The 19,434-nt window shown below is 52.0% G+C and carries 17 protein-coding genes; 11 read left to right on the top strand and 6 right to left on the bottom strand.

Annotated features, from left to right (window positions below; all coding sequences use genetic code 11):
• Positions 1–194: 194 nt before the first annotated feature.
• A complete protein-coding gene (locus tag V1599_RS05670) occupies positions 195–3,989 on the top strand; it encodes an autotransporter outer membrane beta-barrel domain-containing protein (protein WP_395301170.1) in 3,795 nt (1,264 codons plus the stop codon).
• A 127-nt stretch (positions 3,990–4,116) separates the two neighbouring features.
• On the opposite strand, the gene V1599_RS05665 is transcribed toward V1599_RS05670, so the two are convergent.
• Positions 4,117–4,596 (bottom strand): carboxymuconolactone decarboxylase family protein, encoded by a 480-nt coding sequence (locus V1599_RS05665; protein ID WP_395301169.1) that lies wholly within the window; start codon positions 4,594–4,596, stop codon positions 4,117–4,119.
• A gap of 103 nt (positions 4,597–4,699) precedes the next feature.
• Between V1599_RS05665 and V1599_RS05660 the strand changes: the two genes are divergently transcribed.
• On the top strand, positions 4,700–6,088 hold the full coding sequence (locus V1599_RS05660; protein WP_395301168.1) for a PLP-dependent aminotransferase family protein: 1,389 nt from the start codon (positions 4,700–4,702) through the stop codon (positions 6,086–6,088).
• Between the two features lie 137 nt (positions 6,089–6,225).
• Here V1599_RS05660 and V1599_RS05655 read toward each other — a convergent pair whose 3' ends face one another.
• Positions 6,226–6,459: a DUF2171 domain-containing protein gene (locus tag V1599_RS05655; RefSeq protein WP_112010965.1), complete on the bottom strand. Its 234-nt coding sequence runs from the start codon at positions 6,457–6,459 to the stop codon at positions 6,226–6,228.
• 229 nt (positions 6,460–6,688) lie between these two features.
• Here V1599_RS05655 and V1599_RS05650 point away from each other — a divergent pair, with 229 nt between their 5' ends.
• Positions 6,689–6,874, top strand: a complete 186-nt coding sequence (locus V1599_RS05650; RefSeq protein ID WP_112010964.1) for a DUF2767 domain-containing protein — start codon at positions 6,689–6,691, stop codon at positions 6,872–6,874.
• A 39-nt stretch (positions 6,875–6,913) separates the two neighbouring features.
• On the opposite strand, the gene V1599_RS05645 is transcribed toward V1599_RS05650, so the two are convergent.
• Both V1599_RS05645 and V1599_RS05640 read right to left on the bottom strand, forming a co-directional pair.
• Complete coding sequence (locus V1599_RS05645; protein WP_112010963.1) at positions 6,914–8,035, bottom strand: cupin domain-containing protein; 1,122 nt, start codon at positions 8,033–8,035, stop codon at positions 6,914–6,916.
• Positions 8,036–8,183: 148 nt separating this feature from the next.
• Positions 8,184–8,786: an ATP-dependent Clp protease proteolytic subunit gene (locus V1599_RS05640; RefSeq protein WP_112010962.1), complete on the bottom strand. Its 603-nt coding sequence runs from the start codon at positions 8,784–8,786 to the stop codon at positions 8,184–8,186.
• 299 nt (positions 8,787–9,085) lie between these two features.
• On the opposite strand from V1599_RS05640, the gene trpS reads away from it, so the two are divergent.
• From trpS to V1599_RS05625, 3 genes are all read left to right on the top strand, one after another.
• Entirely contained in the window at positions 9,086–10,090 is a 1,005-nt protein-coding gene (trpS, locus tag V1599_RS05635; RefSeq protein ID WP_395301167.1) for a tryptophan--tRNA ligase, read from the top strand.
• Positions 10,091–10,401: 311 nt separating this feature from the next.
• Positions 10,402–10,659 carry a YjhX family toxin gene (locus tag V1599_RS05630; RefSeq protein WP_112010960.1) on the top strand — a complete coding sequence of 86 codons (258 nt, stop codon included), beginning with the start codon at positions 10,402–10,404 and terminating at the stop codon, positions 10,657–10,659.
• 10 nt (positions 10,660–10,669) lie between these two features.
• Positions 10,670–11,416, top strand: a complete 747-nt coding sequence (locus V1599_RS05625) for an SAM-dependent methyltransferase (protein WP_395301166.1) — start codon at positions 10,670–10,672, stop codon at positions 11,414–11,416.
• Between the two features lie 224 nt (positions 11,417–11,640).
• Here the strand turns inward: V1599_RS05625 and V1599_RS05620 are convergent, their stop codons facing one another.
• Entirely contained in the window at positions 11,641–11,949 is a 309-nt protein-coding gene (locus V1599_RS05620) for a helix-turn-helix domain-containing protein (RefSeq protein WP_395301165.1), read from the bottom strand.
• Between the two features lie 201 nt (positions 11,950–12,150).
• Here V1599_RS05620 and V1599_RS05615 point away from each other — a divergent pair, with 201 nt between their 5' ends.
• The 5 genes from V1599_RS05615 to dndE all read left to right on the top strand — a co-directional run bounded on the left by V1599_RS05615 (position 12,151) and on the right by dndE (position 17,583).
• The gene (locus V1599_RS05615) at positions 12,151–12,414 is read left to right on the top strand and encodes a helix-turn-helix domain-containing protein (protein WP_395301164.1); all 264 of its coding nucleotides are present in this window, start codon (positions 12,151–12,153) and stop codon (positions 12,412–12,414) included.
• Positions 12,415–12,523: 109 nt separating this feature from the next.
• On the top strand, positions 12,524–13,609 hold the full coding sequence (gene dndB / locus V1599_RS05610; RefSeq protein WP_395301163.1) for a DNA sulfur modification protein DndB: 1,086 nt from the start codon (positions 12,524–12,526) through the stop codon (positions 13,607–13,609).
• Positions 13,606–15,240, top strand: coding sequence for a DNA phosphorothioation system sulfurtransferase DndC (gene dndC / locus V1599_RS05605; protein ID WP_395301162.1), 1,635 nt, complete (start codon positions 13,606–13,608; stop codon positions 15,238–15,240). The genes dndB and dndC overlap by 4 nt, the downstream gene beginning before the upstream one ends.
• On the top strand, positions 15,230–17,230 hold the full coding sequence (dndD, locus tag V1599_RS05600; protein ID WP_395301161.1) for a DNA sulfur modification protein DndD: 2,001 nt from the start codon (positions 15,230–15,232) through the stop codon (positions 17,228–17,230). The genes dndC and dndD overlap by 11 nt, the downstream gene beginning before the upstream one ends.
• A complete protein-coding gene (dndE, locus tag V1599_RS05595) occupies positions 17,230–17,583 on the top strand; it encodes a DNA sulfur modification protein DndE (protein ID WP_395301160.1) in 354 nt (117 codons plus the stop codon). The genes dndD and dndE overlap by 1 nt, the downstream gene beginning before the upstream one ends.
• Before the next feature lie 42 nt (positions 17,584–17,625).
• Here the strand turns inward: dndE and V1599_RS05590 are convergent, their stop codons facing one another.
• The gene (locus V1599_RS05590; protein ID WP_395301159.1) at positions 17,626–19,386 is read right to left on the bottom strand and encodes a DUF262 domain-containing protein; all 1,761 of its coding nucleotides are present in this window, start codon (positions 19,384–19,386) and stop codon (positions 17,626–17,628) included.
• Between the last annotated feature and the right edge of the window lie 48 nt (positions 19,387–19,434).

Below are 19,434 nucleotides of genomic sequence, written 5' to 3'. Positions count from 1 at the left end.
AGCACGCTGATTTTATCTCACATAACATATGCATGAGATTTCTAATAAGAATTTTCCAACTTCACGAAGATCAATCCTAATAATACCGCCCCCTCATTTTGTTATGCTTCGAAATGTAACAAGGAATTAAGCATTGTTCGAATTTAATGCCGTTTTCGGCTTAAGCGTAATGCATGTATAGAGGGATATAAATAATGAACAAAACGTTTCAACTTTCTAAAATTGCCACCCGCATGAGCGTGCTTTTTGGGAGCAGTCTGCTGATGCCTTTCGCTGCGCAGGCAAATAGCTGCACCGCGTATTCCGCAGCCGGCGTCTGCGGGCTTGAGGAATATGAAATGACCTCGCCGCTAGATCCGAAACCCGTAGCGTGGTATTTCACCGCCCCCTCGCAGGATGCCGCCATCAATAGCACGGCAAAAGCGCAGAATATCTATTTAGCCAGCGGCACCTCATCGCGTAAGGACAAGGATATCCAGCGCCTGCTGGTGGACGGCGCGGATCTCAGCGGCTACTACATTAACGCCAGCAAAAACGGCAGCGCCGAGATTTCGCTGGTGAATAACGCGACGGTAGACTGGATTGAAGCGGGTGGTGCAAACACCCTGACCCATACCCGCATCCTCGTAGAGGGCTCGACGCTGAACGGCGCGAACGCTGAGGTGGATTACGATAAAAGGGGCGTAACCCCAGTCAGTAAAGCGTATGCCAGCGGCTGGGCGCTGTTTCTGACGCCGAACGACAGCATCGACGTGACGATCGCCAACGACAGCAAGGTCAACGGCGGGATCTTAGCGTCAGGGACCGGGGCGCACCGCATCACCCTTCAAGACAGCAGCCTGACGGGCGCGCTTTACGCGGCGAGCCCGGAAGCGATTACCGCCGTCATCGATAATAGCCACGTGACGGGCGACATCACCGCCAACGGCGCGGCAAAGATTGCGATGGACATTACCCGCTCCGCGCTCACCGGCAGCGTGGACGCCCATACCGGCAGCGGCACGGTGGACGTCAAGATCGCTGACAGTACCCTGTCAGGAGACATCAACCTCGCGGGCAAAAGCATCCAGCGCGCTGACGTCTGGCTGACCAGCGCAAACGTAGAGGGAAACCTGTACGGCAGCGATCAAAACAGCACCCTGCACCTGGCGGGCAACACCTCGCTGGACGGAAAACAGTTCAGCCACTTTAGCCAGTTAACGTTCACGGATAGCGCGAGCTTCACCGGCGGTTTTAGCAATGAAAACGTCGGCACGGCGCTGACCGTGACGGGAGGGTCGATGACCGCCCCCGTGCAGCTCAGCAGCGGGAAGCTCACCTTCAGCGGGACAAAAATCATCGCCGATACGCTCTCGCTCAGCAGCGGTGCATCGCTTGCCATGACCAACGGCAGCCAGCTCCAGACCCGCTCCGATCGGCTGTTTAACGCCTCTACCGCCGCCGCGCTTCCGGGCGGGTTTAACGCCACCGGGAAAAACCTGTCGCTGACGGACAGCACCCTCATTTTGACGGATAGCACCTACCGCCTGGAGTACGTGACCGCGGTCAACGCGCTGATCGGCGCGGCCGTCGGCAATTCGCTGGTGATGCTCGGCAAAATTGAAAATCCAGGGAGCACGGGCGGAACGGCAAGCGTGGCGGATGCCTCCACCAGCCAGGCGACGTTAGCAACAACTCAGGTTACCTCCAGCAAAAACCGCCTGGTTATCGGCGCGGGCAATGCGCAGACGGAGAGTTCGATTGCCGTTGCCAACGGCTTTGGCGCGTCGCAGCTGCGCTTTGAGGGCTCCGGCACGCCGAAGATTGAGATTGAAGGCGATCAATCGCTGACCCTGACGGGCGCCGCGGGCGGCGCGCTGATTGAGGTCGCCGGGCAGCCGAACGCTGCCGTCGACATCGCGGTAAATCAGGGCACGCTTAACCTCGGCTCGACGGTCGCGGGCAGCGAAAGCAACCACCTTAACGGCAGGCTGACCCTTTCTTCGGATGGCTCGCTTAATATCCTCGCCGGGGATCACACCATCGCCTCCGGCAGCGCGCAGGCGGGCGTGGTCAGCAGCGGCAAGATAGCGATCGCACAGCATGCCGCGCTCCACGCGGACGTTGACCTGAAGGACTCCGCGCAGCTGGCCGTTAACGGCGCGCTTATGGCGGAACGGCTCAACGCCAGCAAGGACGCGCAAATTACCGTGGGCAGCGCGGACAGCGCCGGAACCCTGATCGCCCAGGCGCTGAACCTGCAGGGCGCGCGAATGTTTATCGACCCGGCGTGGAGCGAGAGCGGTACGCTGGCCTCGGCATCAAAGGTTGTCGTTGGCAGCAGCGACGTTAACGGCCGCCTGACCGTGGGGCAAAACTCGCTGCTGGTGCTGGGAGATACCTCCACGGCGGCAGCGGAAGCGGAATTTGCCGACTCGGGATTACGCTGGGGCCAGGACGCCATCACCGCGGCGCTGGCCATTCAGGCTCCGCAAACCCTGAACGCCGCGCAGGGCGGCCTGAAGGTGGACGGCTCCCTGACGGACGGCGCGGGCAACCGCGACGCCAGCTTTAATACGGCGGAGTTTGCCGACCGCTCCCTGCTGATGGTCGACGGCGCGGCGTTGACAACAGGCCGGGCGGCGCTCAACGCCGAGAACGGCACGCTGAAGGTCGCCAGCGGCGCCGCGCTTTACGTGGCGGGCGCGAAGGCCAATCAGAGCTATTCGGTGGCAAAAGGCTTTAGCGATATCAACATCGCCAGCGGCGGCTGGCAGAACGATAATTTACGCCTCAACAGGCTGCTCAGCGCCACCACCGCGGCGCAGAACGGTGAAGTGACGGTCATGACGCAGGCCCGCGACGCGCAGGACGTACTGCCCGGCATCGCGACGCCGAACGCCCTGAATACGCTGATCGCCAGCGGAGAAAACGACCGCACGGCAAGTGCCGCCGGACAGCGCTTCCTCTCCATTGCCGTCGATACGCCAGACGTGACCAACCAGCAGATTGTGCGGACGGTGAACAGCGCGGCGCAGATGGCCATCGCGGGCGGCGCGCAGAGCAACACCTGGGCGGCGGGCATGGCGGCCATCGACGCGCTGCTCGACAGAACGTCTCTTGCCAACGCGCCGCTGCAAAACGATCTGCCTGACGCCAGCGTGTGGGTGCATGCGCTTTACGGCAATGCGCGCAGCAGCGATTTGAGCGCGGGCAGCCTGCGCTACGGTCAGGACAGCAACTTCTACGGCCTGATGCTCGGCGCTGATAAAGCGTACGGCACCGATTTCGGGGAGATGCGCTCGGGCGCGGCGTTCTACGCCGGAAACGGCGACAGCGATTCGCGCGGTGACTTCAGCGCCACGCATAATGACTTCAGCTTCTGGGGCGTTTCGCTGTACCAGAGCTGGACGCAGCGCCAGCTCAGCGTGACGGGCGACGTCAGCCTGACGCAAAGCAGCAACGACATCAATCAGAAGCAGCCGGGCTGGCTGGGAATGGGCAGCCGGTTTGATGCGAACGTCGACGCCCAGATGCTGAGCGCCGGGCTGCGGGGGGAATACCGGATTGAGACGGGCGTAGTAGACGTGATCCCTTACGCCGGCGCGCGCTACAGCCAGCTTAAAACGGATGCCTTTGATACCAAAAGCGGCAGCGGCGAGAAGGTCTTCCATACCGACAAAGGCAGCCAGGATATCTGGCAGTTCCCGGTCGGGGTGAAGGTGAACAAAACCTTCGCGCTCGATTCCGGCTGGAACCTGAGCGCGCAGGCGGATGCCGGAGTGGTCGCCGTGACGGGCGATCGGGACATTGACAGCAGGCTACACGCCGTCGGCATTCGCGGCAGCGACGTTATCTCGGCAGAGACGCTCGACGACACCGCCTTTACCGGCCAGGCTGGGGTCAAATTCCAGAAAGGCAACATGACCTTTGGCGTGGGCTACAGCGTCAATGCCTCGGACCACGAAACGCGTCAGGGCGTCACCGCCACGTACCGGCTGGCGTTCTGACGTACATCCCGCCGACGCTGCCTCGGCAAAGCGCGCAGCGTTGTGCCGAGGCAGCGCTGCGCTTATCCGGCCTACGGGATCGCGTAGGCCCGGTCAGCGCAGCGCCACCGGGCGGTCGAACGAGGAATTATTCCAGGTTCGCCTTGTTCAGGCCGTAGGCCACGTCCAGCGAGCCGGGCTCCATGCGCGAGGTGATCCCCAGACGGTTCCAGGCGTTTATCGCCACGATGGCAAAATTCAGCTCTGAAATCTCCACGTCCGAAAAATGCTCCGCCACGCTGCGGTACAGCGCGTCGCTCACGCCGTGCGCGCCGATGTGCGTCAGCGCTTCGGTAAACGCCAGCGCCGCTTTTTCACGGGCGCTAAACAGCGGGGACTCGCGCCATGCCGCCAGGTGGTACAGGCGCAGCTCGCGCTCGCCGGCAATTTTGGCCTCTTTCGAGTGCATATCCAGGCAGAAGGTGCAGCCGTTCAGCTGCGACACGCGAATGTCGATCAGGTGCTTGAGCGCCGGGTCGATGGAGGTTTTCGCCACTTCCATGCTCAGGGCGGACAGCGCGTTGGCGAGTGCAGGTGTAGCCTTATGGTGATTAACGCGAGTGCTCATTGTCTTACCTCTTTTTGTTTGCGGCATATGTCATGCGATGCAGCAAATCTACGCCGTTCATGACATAGTAAAAAGACACAAAAACCGTGAAACGAGGTAGGACATGAAGCCCGGCTACCATGAGATTTACAGCCGCTATCGGGACAACATCGCGCGCGGCGTGCTGAAGCCCGGCGACAGGGTTCCCGCCATTCGCGTGCTGGCCGCGCAGCTGAAGGTGGCGCGCAAAACCGTGGAAACGGCGTACGCCATTCTGGTCGGCGAAGGTTATCTGGTGAGCGCCGGGGCGCGCGGCACGCGGGTGAATCCCGACCTTTTGCTGCCTGCCGAAAGCGGGCCGGAGGCGCAGGCGACCGGCACGCTCCCGGAATCGCTGATTACGCAGCGCGAGCGCGCCGGTTTTCTGCGTCCGGGCGTTCCGTCCCTCGACGCCTTCCCCTATAAAAAATGGCTGCTGCTGGCGGGACAGGCCACGCGCGCCATGCGTCATGAGGAGATGCTCAACCCGCCCGTGATGGGCTGGTATCCGCTGCGCCAGGCCATCGCCCGCTATCTGAATATCTCGCGCGGGCTGTCCTGCACCGCCGAACAGGTGCTGATCACCAGCGGCTACAGCGGCAGCCTGCGCCTGATCCTCGATACTCTCGCCAGCCGCAGCGATAAGGTGGTGTTTGAGGATCCGGGCTATTTTATGGGCCAGCAGCTGCTCAAGCGGACCGTGCCGCGCCTGCACACCGTCCCCGTCGATCGTTCCGGCCTCGACACCGACTACCTGCTGCGCCACCATCGCGACGCGCGCTTTGCCATCGTCACGCCGTCGCACCAGAGCCCGCTGGCGGTGACGCTCTCCCTGCCGCGCAAGCAGCAGCTTCTCGACTGGGCAGGCCAGAACGCATCGTGGATCATCGAGGACGATTATGACGGGGAGTTTCACTACACCCGCAAGGTGCTGCCGTCCCTTAAGAGCCTGGACCAGCACGACCGGGTGATTTTTATGGGCACCTTCAGCAAAACCATTATGCCCTCGCTGCGGATTGGCTACGTGGTGATGCCCGCCAGCACCGTCGACGCGTTCACCGACTGCGCGGAGATTGTCGCCAGCGGCCAGCCGATCCTGACGCAAAAAATCCTCACCGCCTTCTTGAATGAGGGCCATTTCTTTCGCCACCTCAAGAAGATGCGCGCCCTGTATCAGACCCGCCGCGACTGGATGATTGCCGCCCTGCGGGAGGTATACGGGGATCGTTTCTTCACCGAGCAAAACGACGGCGGGATGCACATCGTGGCGTTTCTCACCCGCGGCAGCGCCGACCGGGAAGTGGCGCGCTGCTGGCAGCAGCACCAGCTTCAGGTCAACGCGCTTTCGGAGTGGTACCGCGGGTCCGGCAGGCGCTACGGGCTGGTGATGGGATATAATAACGTGCGGACGTATCAAGAAGCAGTTGAATTGCTGGAGAGGCCGAAGCAGCAGACGCTTGAAATAATGGGCTGAAAAAAAGCGAGGTGCGATGATTATCTACCTGGACGCGTCGCTCTGCGGATTTATATTCACGAACACAATATCTTAAAACAGCATTACGCTCCGGTAATAACCGGAGCGCGATGAGGCATTTAGCGACGGTATTAAATTTACGCGTCCTGCCACTCAGCAAAAACTTCTTTATGGTTTTTGGTGAGAACGACTTTATTATCCTCTACCTTATCGACCCAGCCGAGGGGAATAAAGTGGTGCTTGCCGCCTGATTCAGGGTCGCTTTTTGCGAGCTTGATGCGTTCGCCGTCCAGATGGTCCACTACGCCGACGTGCGTTCCGCAGCTCGCTACAACCTGAGTATGATCCTTAATTTCGCTTTTATTAACCATGTTGATTCTCCTGTTTCGGTTATTTGGCAGTTGCACGAAACTAACTGTAGTCGATAAATTTGGGTTTCAGAGGACTATTAGCATTTTGAAACAACATTGACAGAATTTTAAATCATGGCTATACGGGCGCGAGTGATCAAATAATAAAAAAATAAGAATTAGACGAATTATTCCCGCCGGTTAAGACATCTTTTATAATTACATAATCGCAAACCACGAGGAGGTATTTATGACGATTCAAAATAATCGGACAGAAATTTCGCTGGCTCTTGGTGAAGCGGTTTTAGACATCGTGCAAAAAGGCCATGAAGTTTCACGTGAAAATCTGGCACAGGCTATGAAGATCAAGGCGGAAAGGGAGCGTGATGATGAACGGCTCCTGAACTACTGGAAAGCCTGTAACATGCTGGTCTAAATCACGCGGCGTTTAGCCTGGCTAAACGCCGCGCTTTATTTACTCTTCGAAGTACCAGTAGCCCTGGTTAATCAGCCCGGTTAATTCATCGATGAACGCCGGATTATTCAGCGCCTTTCCAAGCTCGGCCTGGCCCAGCGTCGTGAAGCGGCACAGCGCGTCGGCGGCTTTCGCATCCACCGTTTCCAGCAGCTCGCTGTTGATGAAGAACGTGCCGTTGATGTTTAGCACGCGCAGGCCGCTCAGGCGCGTCAGGGTTTCTCCGCCCTGCAGCGCGTCGAGCACCTCTTCCGGCGTATACGGCGGCTCGGCGGCGGCGATATCCAGCTCGTGACGCGGCGTGGAGACAAAGCTGCCGAACCATTTCGTGAAATCATCCGGTTTGCTAATCATCTCGATCATCATCTGGCGAACGCGATCGAGCTCGTACTGCTCCACGCGGCCAGGGTGCTCGCGGCAGGTGAGATCCGGATCGCTGTAGTGCTCGCCGCCCAGATCGTTTTCCAGCGCGTAGTCGGCAAAGCTGCTGATCAGATCGCGACCGTTCGGCCCGCGGAAGCCCACGGAGTAGTTAAGCGCGGTTTCGTGGGTGAAGCCGTCGTGCGGGAATCCCGGCGGAATGTAGAGGATATCTCCCGGGGCCAGATCTTCGTCGATGATCGGCTCAAACGGATCGACGTGCAGCAGCGCCGGATGCGGGCAGAACTGACGCATCGGCAGCTTGTCGCCCACGCGCCAGCGGCGGCTTCCCATCCCCTGAATGATAAACACGTCGTACTGGTCGATATGCGGACCCACGCCGCCGCCCGGCACCGAGTAGGAGATCATCAGGTCATCAAGACGCCAGTCCGGCAGGACGCGGAACGGACGCACCAGCTCCGCGGACGGCATGTGCCAGTGGTTCACCGCCTGCGCCAGCAGCGACCAGCCGGTTTCGCCCAGGCCGTCGAAGTGCTCAAACGGACCGTTGCTGGCCTGCCATTTACCGTTGGAATGGCTCACCAGGCGGCTGTCGACCTCTGGCTCCATCGCCAGCCCGGCCAGCTCGTCCGGAGTGATCGGATCGACAAAATTTGCGAAGGCATTTTTCAGCACAACAGGTTTTTTTTGCCAGTATTTTTCGAGAAATTCCGGCCAGTTCAGGTTCAGTTGATACGCCATGGTAAGCACCAGTGAGAAGGGAAACAGGCGCGATTATGGAAGAGAGCGTGGAGGGCTGCTTTGTCGTGGGTCAAGCGAGGTTAAAAAGCCTGCGGGTGTCGGTCGGGTAAGGCGAAGCCGCTACCCGACACATACACCGCGCTAACGCTTAATCGAGCTTCAGATCGTCATAATGGGTAATCATTTTACCCACGATGCCGTAGTCCAGCGCTTCTGCCGGAGACATCCAGAAGTTGCGGTCGGTATCTTTTTTCACTTTTTCCAGCGGCTGGCCGGTGGCGTCTGCGATCAGCTTGTTCACGCGATCCAGCATGCGGATGATCTCGCGCGCTTCGATCTCAATGTCAGTCGCCTGGCCGCGCACGCCGCCCAGCGGCTGGTGGATCATAAAGCGGGTATTTGGCAGCGCGTAGCGGTGCTCTTTTTTCGCCGCCAGGAAGATGGTGATCCCGGCGCTGGCCACCCAGCCGGTGCCGATCACGTGCACGTCCGGACGGATGAACTTAATGAAGTCGTGAATGGTGTCGCCCGCTTCCACGTGGCCGCCCTGGCTGTTGATGTACAGCTTGATCGGATCGTTGCTGATGCTTTGCAGCAGGATCAGCTGGGTGATCACCTTTTCGGCCAGCGCCTGGTCGATCTCACCGGAGATGATGATCGAACGGGATTCCAGCAGTTTTTGCTGGAGGGCGCCCGCCACGTTTTTGCCGTCCGCTTTTTCGGTATTGTCGTTTTTCTGTGTGAAGTGCATTGTGGTTTCCTCAGCTTTTCGCGCTCAAACCCAGAGTGTAGCCTGTGATGGTGGGAGCCGATAGCAATAAAACGGGCTGCATCCGTTCTGCTGGCCGCAGGACGTGCCCTTTTGCATTCCGCGCCAGACGTGGTAGGGTAACCAGATGAACACAAATCGCGCCATACTCACCGTAAACCGCTGGTGGCTGCCTTCCTAAAGGCGGCACGGAATCGTTTTTCCCCATTTCAAAGAGCCGCCGAAAGGCGGCTTTCACACGTTTAAGACCCCTTTCGGCACTTGCACATTAAGGAGTCTTTATGAACGCTAAAACTACCATCCTCACCGGCGACCGCCCTACCGGCCCGCTGCACCTTGGTCACTTCGTCGGATCGCTGCGCCAGCGCGTGGCGCTGCAGCAGACGCATAACCAGTATATATTGATTGCCGATCTGCAGGGGCTGACCGACAACGGCAGCAACCCGCAAAAAATCCGCGACAACATTCCCGAGGTGCTGGCCGACTATCTTGCCGCCGGCATCGACCCGAACCTGACCACGATCTGCCTGCAGTCCGCCCTGCCCGCCCTCGCCGAGCTGACGATGCTGTATATGAACATCGTCACCGTTGCCCGCGTGGAGCGGAATCCGACGGTGAAAAATGAGATTGCGCAGAAGGGCTTTGCCCGCTCGCTGCCGGTCGGGTTTATGGCCTACCCCATCAGCCAGGCGGCGGACATCACCGCGTTCAAAGCCGGGTGCGTGCCCGTCGGCGACGACCAGCTGCCGATGATTGAGCAGACCAACGAGATTGTGCACAAGATGAACAGCCTGCTGCCCGCTCCGGTGCTGCGCCACTGTAGGGCGATGCTGAGCGAGACCGGCCGCCTGCCGGGCGTGGACGGCAGCGCTAAGATGTCGAAATCGCTCGGCAATACGCTGCATTTATCCGCCAGCGAGGAGACGATCCACCGCGCGGTCAGCGCCATGTACACCGACCCGAACCATCTGAAGGTGAGCGACCCGGGGCAGGTTGAGGGGAACGTGGTGATTACGTATCTCGACGCGTTTCATCCGGACAAAGAGAAGGTGGCGGCGATGAAGGCGCATTACCAGTCGGGCGGGCTGGGGGACCGGGCGTGCAAAAACGAACTGGAGGCGTGTTTGCAGGAGCTGATTGCGCCGATGCGCGAGCGCCGGGCGATGTACATTCGTGACAGAGGCGAGCTAATGGCGATGCTGAAGCGCGGGACGGAGCGGGCGCAGGGCGTGACGCAGGAAACGCTGCGGGAGGTAAAGGTTGGGCTGGGGGTGCCGGTGTTTTGACCTTACGGGGTGACTGAGGCTGACCGCCAGCGCGCCATCATATTCTGCAATCCGATGATGGCGCCGCCTGGCTTCGACCTGGATCACACTTTTCCTCCTCAAACATTCCCTTATAAAAAACGGGTGTTATTATTCACGCCGTAAATACCTATCAACTCAACCCGAGGCTTTGATGCTGGAGAATGTAATCATCCGATAATCAGCTTCCCGACCTTTTCAGGCCGGACTGATTATCAATGCGCCGAAATCGAATGCGGACACCGCTGCGTGTTTGCACGTTTTGCACATGATGATTAAACAGGTTTTCCAGTATGAATTTATCCCGTCAGGAACAGCGTACCTTACACGTTCTCGCCAAAGGTGGCCGAATCGCGCACGTCCGCGATGCTTCAGGCCGCGTCACTTCTGTTGAATGCTACAGCCGCGAAGGGCTGCTGCTGACCGACTGCACGCTCGCCGTCTTCAAAAAGCTCAAAACCAAAAAGCTGATCAAGTCTGTTAACGGCCAGCCCTACCGCATCAACACCACCGGGCTGAACAGCGTTCGCGCCCAGCCTGATAACCGCTAAGGAGTGGATGATGGATATCCCACGCATTTTTACCGTCAGCGAAAGCGAACACCGCATTCACAACCCGTTCACCGCGGAAAAATATGCCACGCTGGGCCGCGCGCTACGCATGAAGCCGGGCACGCGCATTCTCGATCTCGGCAGCGGGTCGGGTGAGATGCTGTGCACCTGGGCGCGCGATCACGGCGTTAGAGGCACCGGCATCGACATGAGCCCGCTCTTTACCGAACAGGCCAGGCGCCGCGCCGAGGAGCTCGGCGTGAGCGAACGCGTGCATTTTATGCATAACGACGCGGCCGGATACGTCGCGGATGAGCTATGTGACGTCGCGGCCTGCGTGGGCGCCACCTGGATCGCCGGCGGCGTTGCCGGGACGATGACGCTGCTGGCCAAAAGCCTTCGGCCTGGCGGGATCATGCTCATCGGCGAACCTTACTGGCTTCAGGTCCCCGCAAGCGATGAGATTGCCCAGGCCTGCGGCGTTTCGTCGGTGTCTGATTTTCTCACCCTGCCCGACCTTGTGGCTTCTTTCGACGAACGGGGCTATGACCTGGTGGAAATGGTGCTGGCCGATCGGGAAGGCTGGGACAGATACGAAGCGGCAAAATGGATGACTATGCGCCGCTGGCTGGAGGCAAACCCAGACGATGACTTTGCGCAGGAGGTCCGGGCGGAGCTGACGGCTGCGCCCGGGCGCCACGTCACCTACGCTCGGGAATACTTCGGCTGGGGCGTGTTTGCGCTGATGGCCCGATAGCCTGAAACAGGCGGTATAGCGTTAATGGCTATGCCGCCCTTCATTCAATAGTCGGTGGTATCAAACAATAAGTGAAAAAAAAGAAAAAGTAGCGCGGATTTACATGATTTGTTCAGAGATACGCATACCCTGAGAAAAGAATGTTGTATGGATTTTGCCGAAACAAGTAGGAGCACTTACCAACATCAGATTGTTACTGCCTAGATTAACTCCGCTATGCGAATTTAGAGCAGGGCTAGAATCTTATCTTTCTTCTCTTTCTCCAAATCCGGCCAAGTTCGGATCAAGGAAGCTAGTTCGTTATCTTCTGTATAGAAATACGCTAGAGGCACCTTAAGTACTTTTGCCAGCTTCTGGACAATCTCAATGTTCGCCTGATGCACGCCTTTCTCATATCGATTAATGCGAGAACTGGCTACAAATTCATCAATACCTGCAAGGATACCTAAATTCTTTTGTGATAAGCCCATAGACAATCGCGCCTCTTTGAGACGTTGGCTAAAAAGCTGATTGTGGTTAGTCGTATCATTCATAACTACGATAATCGTAGTTATAGGCAATCAATAATACTACGTAATACGTAGCATTATTGATTACGTTACTTTTTCATAAATGTTTCATGAAATTTCGATCAGCTACGCAAAACTACGTAAAACGTAGTTTTTCCACATGCGATAAAACTACGAATAACGTAGTATTAAATTCATTCAATCACCAGCAAGCAGGATAGAAGAATGGATTGGCATAAAGCAGACGTTATCGCAGCGCTCAGGAAAAGAGGTACTTCGCTTGCGGCCCTGTCCAGACAAGCAGGTCTGAGTTCATCAACATTAGCTAATGCTCTTGAAAGACCATGGCCCAAAGGGGAGCTCATCATTGCTGAAGCCGTTGGTATCCCTCCAGAGATCATTTGGCCAAGCCGCTATTTTAAAAATGGTGAGCTAGTCGATCGAAGTCTTTTGTTAAGGAGATCTAAACGAAGCAAAGAGTTACGTTAAATCATACGTAAATATTTAACATATTGTGTTTTATCGCCATAAAAATTTCGTCATAAGCAATTTTTTACGTAAAATGTAACGTAATTGCGAATTCAAAAGGGTTTCGAACATGGCTAATTTTGATTCAGACTATTGCTACTCTTTCCCAGCGGTTAGAGGCATCCAGGCTGGTCGACCTTTCTATATCGCCACTTGCCCCATGCGCATCATACCGAAGATCTTCAGCTTCGATGAGACAGACGTACCTCCTGAGCTGCGCGCCCAGCGTATATTGAATAAATCGCGCATCCCGGAAATGGTGCGCTATTTGCTTGAAAATCCTAAAGATTATGTTTTCTCTGCATTGACGGCATCTATTGCGGTCGATGTACAATTTGATGAATTCGAAAACTCCAACAACCTTGGGACGCTGCGCGTACCAATGGATGCTCAAATTCTTATCAATGACGGACAACATCGACGTAAGGCTATCGAAGACGCCCTTTCGGAGCGTCCTGAATTAGGCCAAGACAACATCCCCGTGTTGTTCTTTGTGGATGAAGGCTTAAGGCGTAGTCAGCAGATGTTTGCTGACCTGAATAAATACGCCATCCGTCCTAGCCCATCACTATCCGCGCTGTACGATCATCGTGATGTAAGCTCGAATCTTGCTCGCTATTTGGCCATGTCTATCGAGCCCTTTATTGGTCTTACTGAACTTGAGAAATCCAGTATCAGTTTGCTTTCCAACAAGCTGTTCACGCTAAGCAGCATTAAACAGGCAACACGTGCCCTGCTTGGTAAAGACCCTAAAGTAGGCAGTATTGAGGACAATACGCATATCGCTACGCTATACTGGCAGGCTATTTTTAAAGTTATGCCGGACTGGCAGCTTGCTGCGCGCAAAGAAGTATCTCCGGCGCAGCTCCGCCAGGATTATGTGCATGCCCACGGTATCGGTTTGCAGGCTTTGGGTCTTTTGGGCCGTTCGCTGCTGGCTGAAGAACCTGAGCACTGGCAGGAAAAACTTACGAAGCTAAAAAGCTTTGACTGGCGTAAAAGCAATCCTGAGATGATTAAGCGCGCAATGCAGCATGGCAAACTTAGCAAAACCGGCACTGCCATTCAGTTAACGTGCAACGCTTTAAAAATAGCGCTGTCACTTCCCCTTTCTCCTGAAGAACAAGAGCTTGAAGCTCAGATGGTTGTATCATGAGTACATTAACTCAGGCCTATGATCTGGCCGACTATGAAGATTTCATAAACGAAGAGCAATTTGCTGGGCGTACTCTCGCCGATTTTGTCTCAGAAGTTCAGCGTGTCTACTGCGCAGATAGACGCCCTTGGGTGATTGGCTACAGTGGCGGTAAAGACTCGTCGGCCGTCATTACTCTTGTTTACCTGGCCTTGATGGGCCTTCCGCCGGAGATGCGTACGAAGGATGTGTTTGTTGTTTCATCTGACACGCTCGTTGAGACGCCGGTTGTCGTAGATCTCATCAAAAAAACGATGCTGCAGATTGAAGCTGGCGCTAAACGCGACGGCTTACCGATCACACAACATGCTGTAATCCCAAAAACCAACGAGACATTCTGGGTAAATCTGCTTGGTAAAGGCTATCCCGCCCCTACCCGCAGCTTCCGTTGGTGCACAGAACGCATGAAAATAAACCCGGTAAGTGACTTTATCAAAGATAAGGTCAGCCAGTTTGAGGAAGTTATTGTCGTTCTTGGATCGCGCAGCAGTGAAAGTGCATCACGTGCTCAGGTCATTGCAAAACATAAGATTGACGGCTCGCGTCTTGCGCGTCATACAACCCTTTCTAACGCATTTATTTACACCCCAATTGATACCTGGGATGTTGAAGATGTATGGAAATTACTGCGTGGTGCATTCAGATATGCGCCTGATGACATTGATGAGTGGGAGAGCCCTTGGGGTGGCAATAACCGCCCTCTATGGACTCTTTACATGGATTCTTCAGCTCAGGGAGAATGTCCGCTAGTCATTGATGACAGCACGCCTTCCTGCGGTAACTCACGCTTCGGTTGCTGGACATGTACTGTCGTCACAAAAGATAAAGCAATGGAAAGCTTAATCCAGAACGGTGAAGAGTGGATGTCGCCACTTCTGAAATACCGCGATCTGCTGGCTTTCACAACCGACCCAGTGAACAAAGATACCTACCGCAACTATAAACGACGCACGGGTAAAGTGAGCTATCAGTATGCAAAGGATGGCGAAGAACTTACAGCTGAACGTAAACATGTTCCAGGCCCTTACTGGCTTAAGTATCGTCAGGAATGGTTAAAGGATTTGCTGACAATTGAGCGTGATATGAACGCTCAGGGTCATACAATTACATTAATCACAGAACCAGAGCTGCATGCCATACGTCAGCAATGGCTAAAGGATCCTAATGAACCCGACTGGTACGATACTTTACCGGATATTTATCGTGATGTTTATGGCAAGGATCTTGACTGGGTTATTGACGATCAATCACGTTTCGACGCCAGCGATGCAGAACTTCTAGAGCAAATTTCCCAAGGGTTTAATGTTGAGCCTGAAATGGTAATGAAATTGATCGAGCTTGAAGTTTCGATGGAGGGTCTTAGCCGCCGCCAAGGAATCTTTGACAAGCTAGGGACGATCCTCAAACAAGACTGGGGAAGCCTTGAAGAGATCAAACAACAGCAGGAAGCTTTGCAGAAACGTAATGAGCGTGATGTTCATCAAGAAGAAGTGGCAAGCATAGAAGCTGAATTGCAGATGTTGCAGCGAAGAATTGCCGAAGTCAGCGAACCAAACCTGCTTACCAGTGAGGAAAAAGAACGTGTTAATTAAACAGCTGGTACTGCGTAATTATCGGGTTTTCAATGGAACCCATGTTATCGATCTGGCCCCTAAAAAACGACAGAACGACGATAATCCGCGCCCTATCGTTTTATTCGGTGGGTTAAACGGCGCAGGTAAGACATCAATACTTTCCGCTATCCGCCTGGCCCTTTATGGAAGGCTTGCATTCGGTTCAACAACTCAACAACAAGAGTATGTGGAAGAGCTTAGTGCTCTGGTGCACAACGGCTCAATTTTGGGTGAACACCCTGATGAGGCCTCAGTCGAGCTTATTTTTACATACAATAAAGGTGGACAGGAGGCTGAGTTTACCGTAACCCGCACCTGGCAAAAAGGTAAGCGAGACAAACTGTCCTTACAGCAGGATGGCAAACTCATTGAAGGGCTTGGCTATGATCAGTGCCAAGGATTTTTAAATGAATTAATCCCCCACGGCATAGCCGATCTGTTCTTCTTCGATGGTGAAAAAATTGCTGAGCTTGCTGAGGACGAATCGGGAAATATCCTCCGTACGGCTGTGCGTCGCCTGTTGGGTCTGGATCTGATCGAGAAGCTCCGAAACGATTTAACGATTTTCGTAAAGCGCCACCAATCTGGTCAACTGGCTGAATCCCAACAGCAAAAGCTGCTCGAACTTGAGAAACAGATTAAAGAATTTTCCTTCAAGACAGAGCAGATACTTGAAAAGGCTGATTTCGTAAAATTGCGTATTGACCTTATCTCCAAGGAAATTGTTCAGAACGAGACCCTTTTGAATGCACAAGGGGGTGCTTTTGCTAAAACAAAAACCCAAGAGAAACAGAAGGTAGAGACGCTTTTAAAAGAAAAAGAACGCCTGGAAAAAGCACTTCGCCATGAGTGCGATAGTTCATTACCCTATGCTTTAGCTCCAAAAACTCTGGGCCGTTTGTTAGAACAGATTAGTGCTGAGACGCAAATAAAACAGGCAAATAGCTTCGAGAAGGAATTGAATCAATTTCTTACGCAACTCAAAAGCGACATATCCTTCCGTTCAGGAAGCACAGGCAAAATTGCTGCTGAGGCTATAGAAGATAACCTTAAAACATATCTTGCTGATAAACCAAAAGGTGAATTGCTGTTTGACATATCTGAACGTGAAGCAGGGATGATTCAGCAGGCCATCGAACAGGATAGTAAGAAAGCCTGGCAACGCTTCGATCTTTATCGTAACCAGCTGGCAGAAGTAGAAGAACAGTTAGAGCAAGCCGCAGCAAACATCGCCCGAGCGCCGGAAGATGATCAGCTGATGGATATTTTTGAAAGACTCCGAGAGCTAGATCGTCAACGTGAAGCTAAGCGGCAGGAGTATCGCTCATTGCTTGAAGAAGCAAAAAATACCAAACAACAGCAACTTGATTGCGCTCGCCAGGTTCAAAAGGCTCACGACGCAGCGCGCAACCAGCATAGCTTTAATAGCGCATTCAATAATGCGCAAGAGACAATCAGCTTGCTTGATCGCTACAGTGAACTATTAACTCAGGCGCGAGTAAAAACCCTTTCTGCTAACTTCGAAGTTGCTTACCGCAAGTTAGCCAGAAAAGAAGATTTGCAGCTAAATGCGCATATCAATCCAGAAACATTTGATGTTGAACTGGTGGATGAGAACAAGAAAGTTATCAACCGTAAACTACTCTCCGCTGGAGAGAAGCAAATTTATGCGATAGCGATTCTTGAAGCACTGGCTAAAACATCGGGTCGAGATCTGCCAGTGATAATTGATACCCCACTGGGGCGTTTAGACTCTCAACATAGAGATAAACTAATCAATCATTATTTCCCTTATGCAAGCCATCAGGTTGTGTTGCTTTCTACAGATACAGAAGTAGATGAAAGATATTTTGTTGATCAACTTAGAGATGATATTTCTCATGCATATGAGATCGTATTTAATGCTCGGACAAAATCATCTGCACTTAAACCAGGATACTTCTGGCAATTAACTAAGGAGGTAATCTAATGCTCCCTAATAGAATGCAGCTTAGCCGACAGGCTGAAGAACAATTAAAAAGGCTTAAAGGGTATACTGGCTTGACTCCAAATATATCAGCCCGTTTAGCATTTTTTCGTTCTATTGAAAATGGTTATATATATTCTTTTCAGCAACAAGATATTAAATTAGACGGTAGCTTAGTATTGGATAAGTTAACTTGGCTGGGTGAAACAATGCATGTTACAGAATTAACATTAAGGTATCTTTACCCTAATTACTCAACTAAAGACTTATTAAAAGCTTGGGCCGCTCATGTTGAAGATGGGATATCAGCGATTCGGAACTATAAAAGTTTAAATGAGTTTTGTGATGCACTTTAAAAAAACCTGCCCACAAAGAGGGCAGGCTATATCAGTATAACATTATAGTGTCAGAGGCCAGATGTCTGGAGATTTCACAGCTATGTCTTGGCCTCTTTTATCGATAATTTCAGGGTTCCAATACATGCCGAGCTGGGATTGTATAAAGATATTCTTTGTTTCAGGAAATACTGAATCAGCATATTCTTTTGCTTTTTTATCAAAAGTTTTATTTTTAATGCTTTGATTTATTTGTTTATGTAAAAGAGTTAAGTTACCTAAGTTATAAACATAGTCTTTAATATATGCTCCTTTTGGAATAACGAAATTCTCATCTTTTTCCCACAAGGTGAATACTTGAGGTATAACATGCTCCAAATGAACCTCGCCATAATTTGGTATGCTCTGTTCTTTATTCATAAAAATATAGTATTTAGATAAAATATATTTTGCTATGTGATTATCATGAGCTTTAAACTGACGCATTGAATTAATAAAGGCCTCATCACCAATTTTATCCGTTTCAGATAGAAATGGTTCTAAAATAAATTTCTCATCATTGCTGCTCTGTAACCTTCTAATTACTTCGTCAAATATTTTTTTTGCGCCTCCGACAGAATAATCACCAATTGTTATCCATCTAAATAAAAACGATAAACTCATTTTTGATAAAGGCTCAAGCAGGTTTGTTTTATTCTGTTGCGCATACATCAATAAGGGCAAACAGGTAGTATATTTAAGACTGTTTATTTCCCCGCAATAAGCGAGATATTTATCCTTTCCATTTTGATGAATACTCGTCGGAAAAAGTAGTTCACTAGAAGCATATACAGAAAAATCATAGGCTATATCTTTTAATTGCTTAGAGAATGATTGTATGTCATTTGTACGATCAATATACAAACCAATATTTTTGTATAATTCCTTTTTTGTTATATTTGCACCTTGTATCGCTTCCCAATAAACTCTTAAAAAATCAACAGGTGATAACCGGCTAGCTTCTACTGATGAAATCATAGACTCCCAATTATTAAGTAACAATTCACTTTTATGTTCATCACCACTAGCTTTCATTAATATTTTATTTTTCAATAAATCAGCTACACTTAAATCCATTCCTTTTGAATTTAAAGACTCGAAAAGAAGAAATGCGTCATAATCTGTCTCAACTTCAATAGTTATAAATTTTAAACGTTTAACAATATGCACAAGCATAGAATATATTTCTTGCAATGCATCTATTCCAGAAAATTCTTCAATGACTTTTTGCGTAAAGGTTTTTTTGGTTTTCAATAATCTTTTGTCACTTTTATTAATTTTATTTAAAGCTTCTTCCGTCCTGAATGAACTTGCACTTTCATCACGAACAATATAATCAAAAAGTTCATTATCTTTTTTATTTAACCTTAAATAATAATTATCCGGTTCACTTGGTTCTCTCAACCTAGCCCGAGCAACTTTTGCTAATTTTCTTGCTAACTCTAAAGATGCAGGATTACGCTCAACCTGCTTAAGGACGGATAGATTAGAAGAAAATGAATCACCAAGGCTAGCAAGCACTTGAAACAACATCGAAAACGTAGCCAATCGCTGCTGTCCGTCAACTATATCGAAAGTATCACTATCCTTTTCATGTTTTTTTAGCACAATTGTACCCATGAAATATTCAGACTGTTGCTTGTGAGATATAATTATGTCCATCCAAAGAGTTTCTACTTCATTTACTGACCACGAATAGTCTCTTTGATAGTCAGGAACAGTATATTTTGTTTCTAAGCCGGTTAGTATTTTTTCGAGGCTTTTACTCTCTGGTATAATGTTCATTTCAATGATGTCCTTATAGCTGCGATTAGTAATGGTTAAAAGAAATAT

Source organism: Enterobacter sp. ECC-175 (assembly GCF_043968675.1).
Lineage (GTDB): Bacteria > Pseudomonadota > Gammaproteobacteria > Enterobacterales > Enterobacteriaceae > Enterobacter.
The sequence above is the reverse complement of the archived record's forward strand: the minus strand, read 5'-3'. Positions and strand labels throughout refer to the sequence as shown.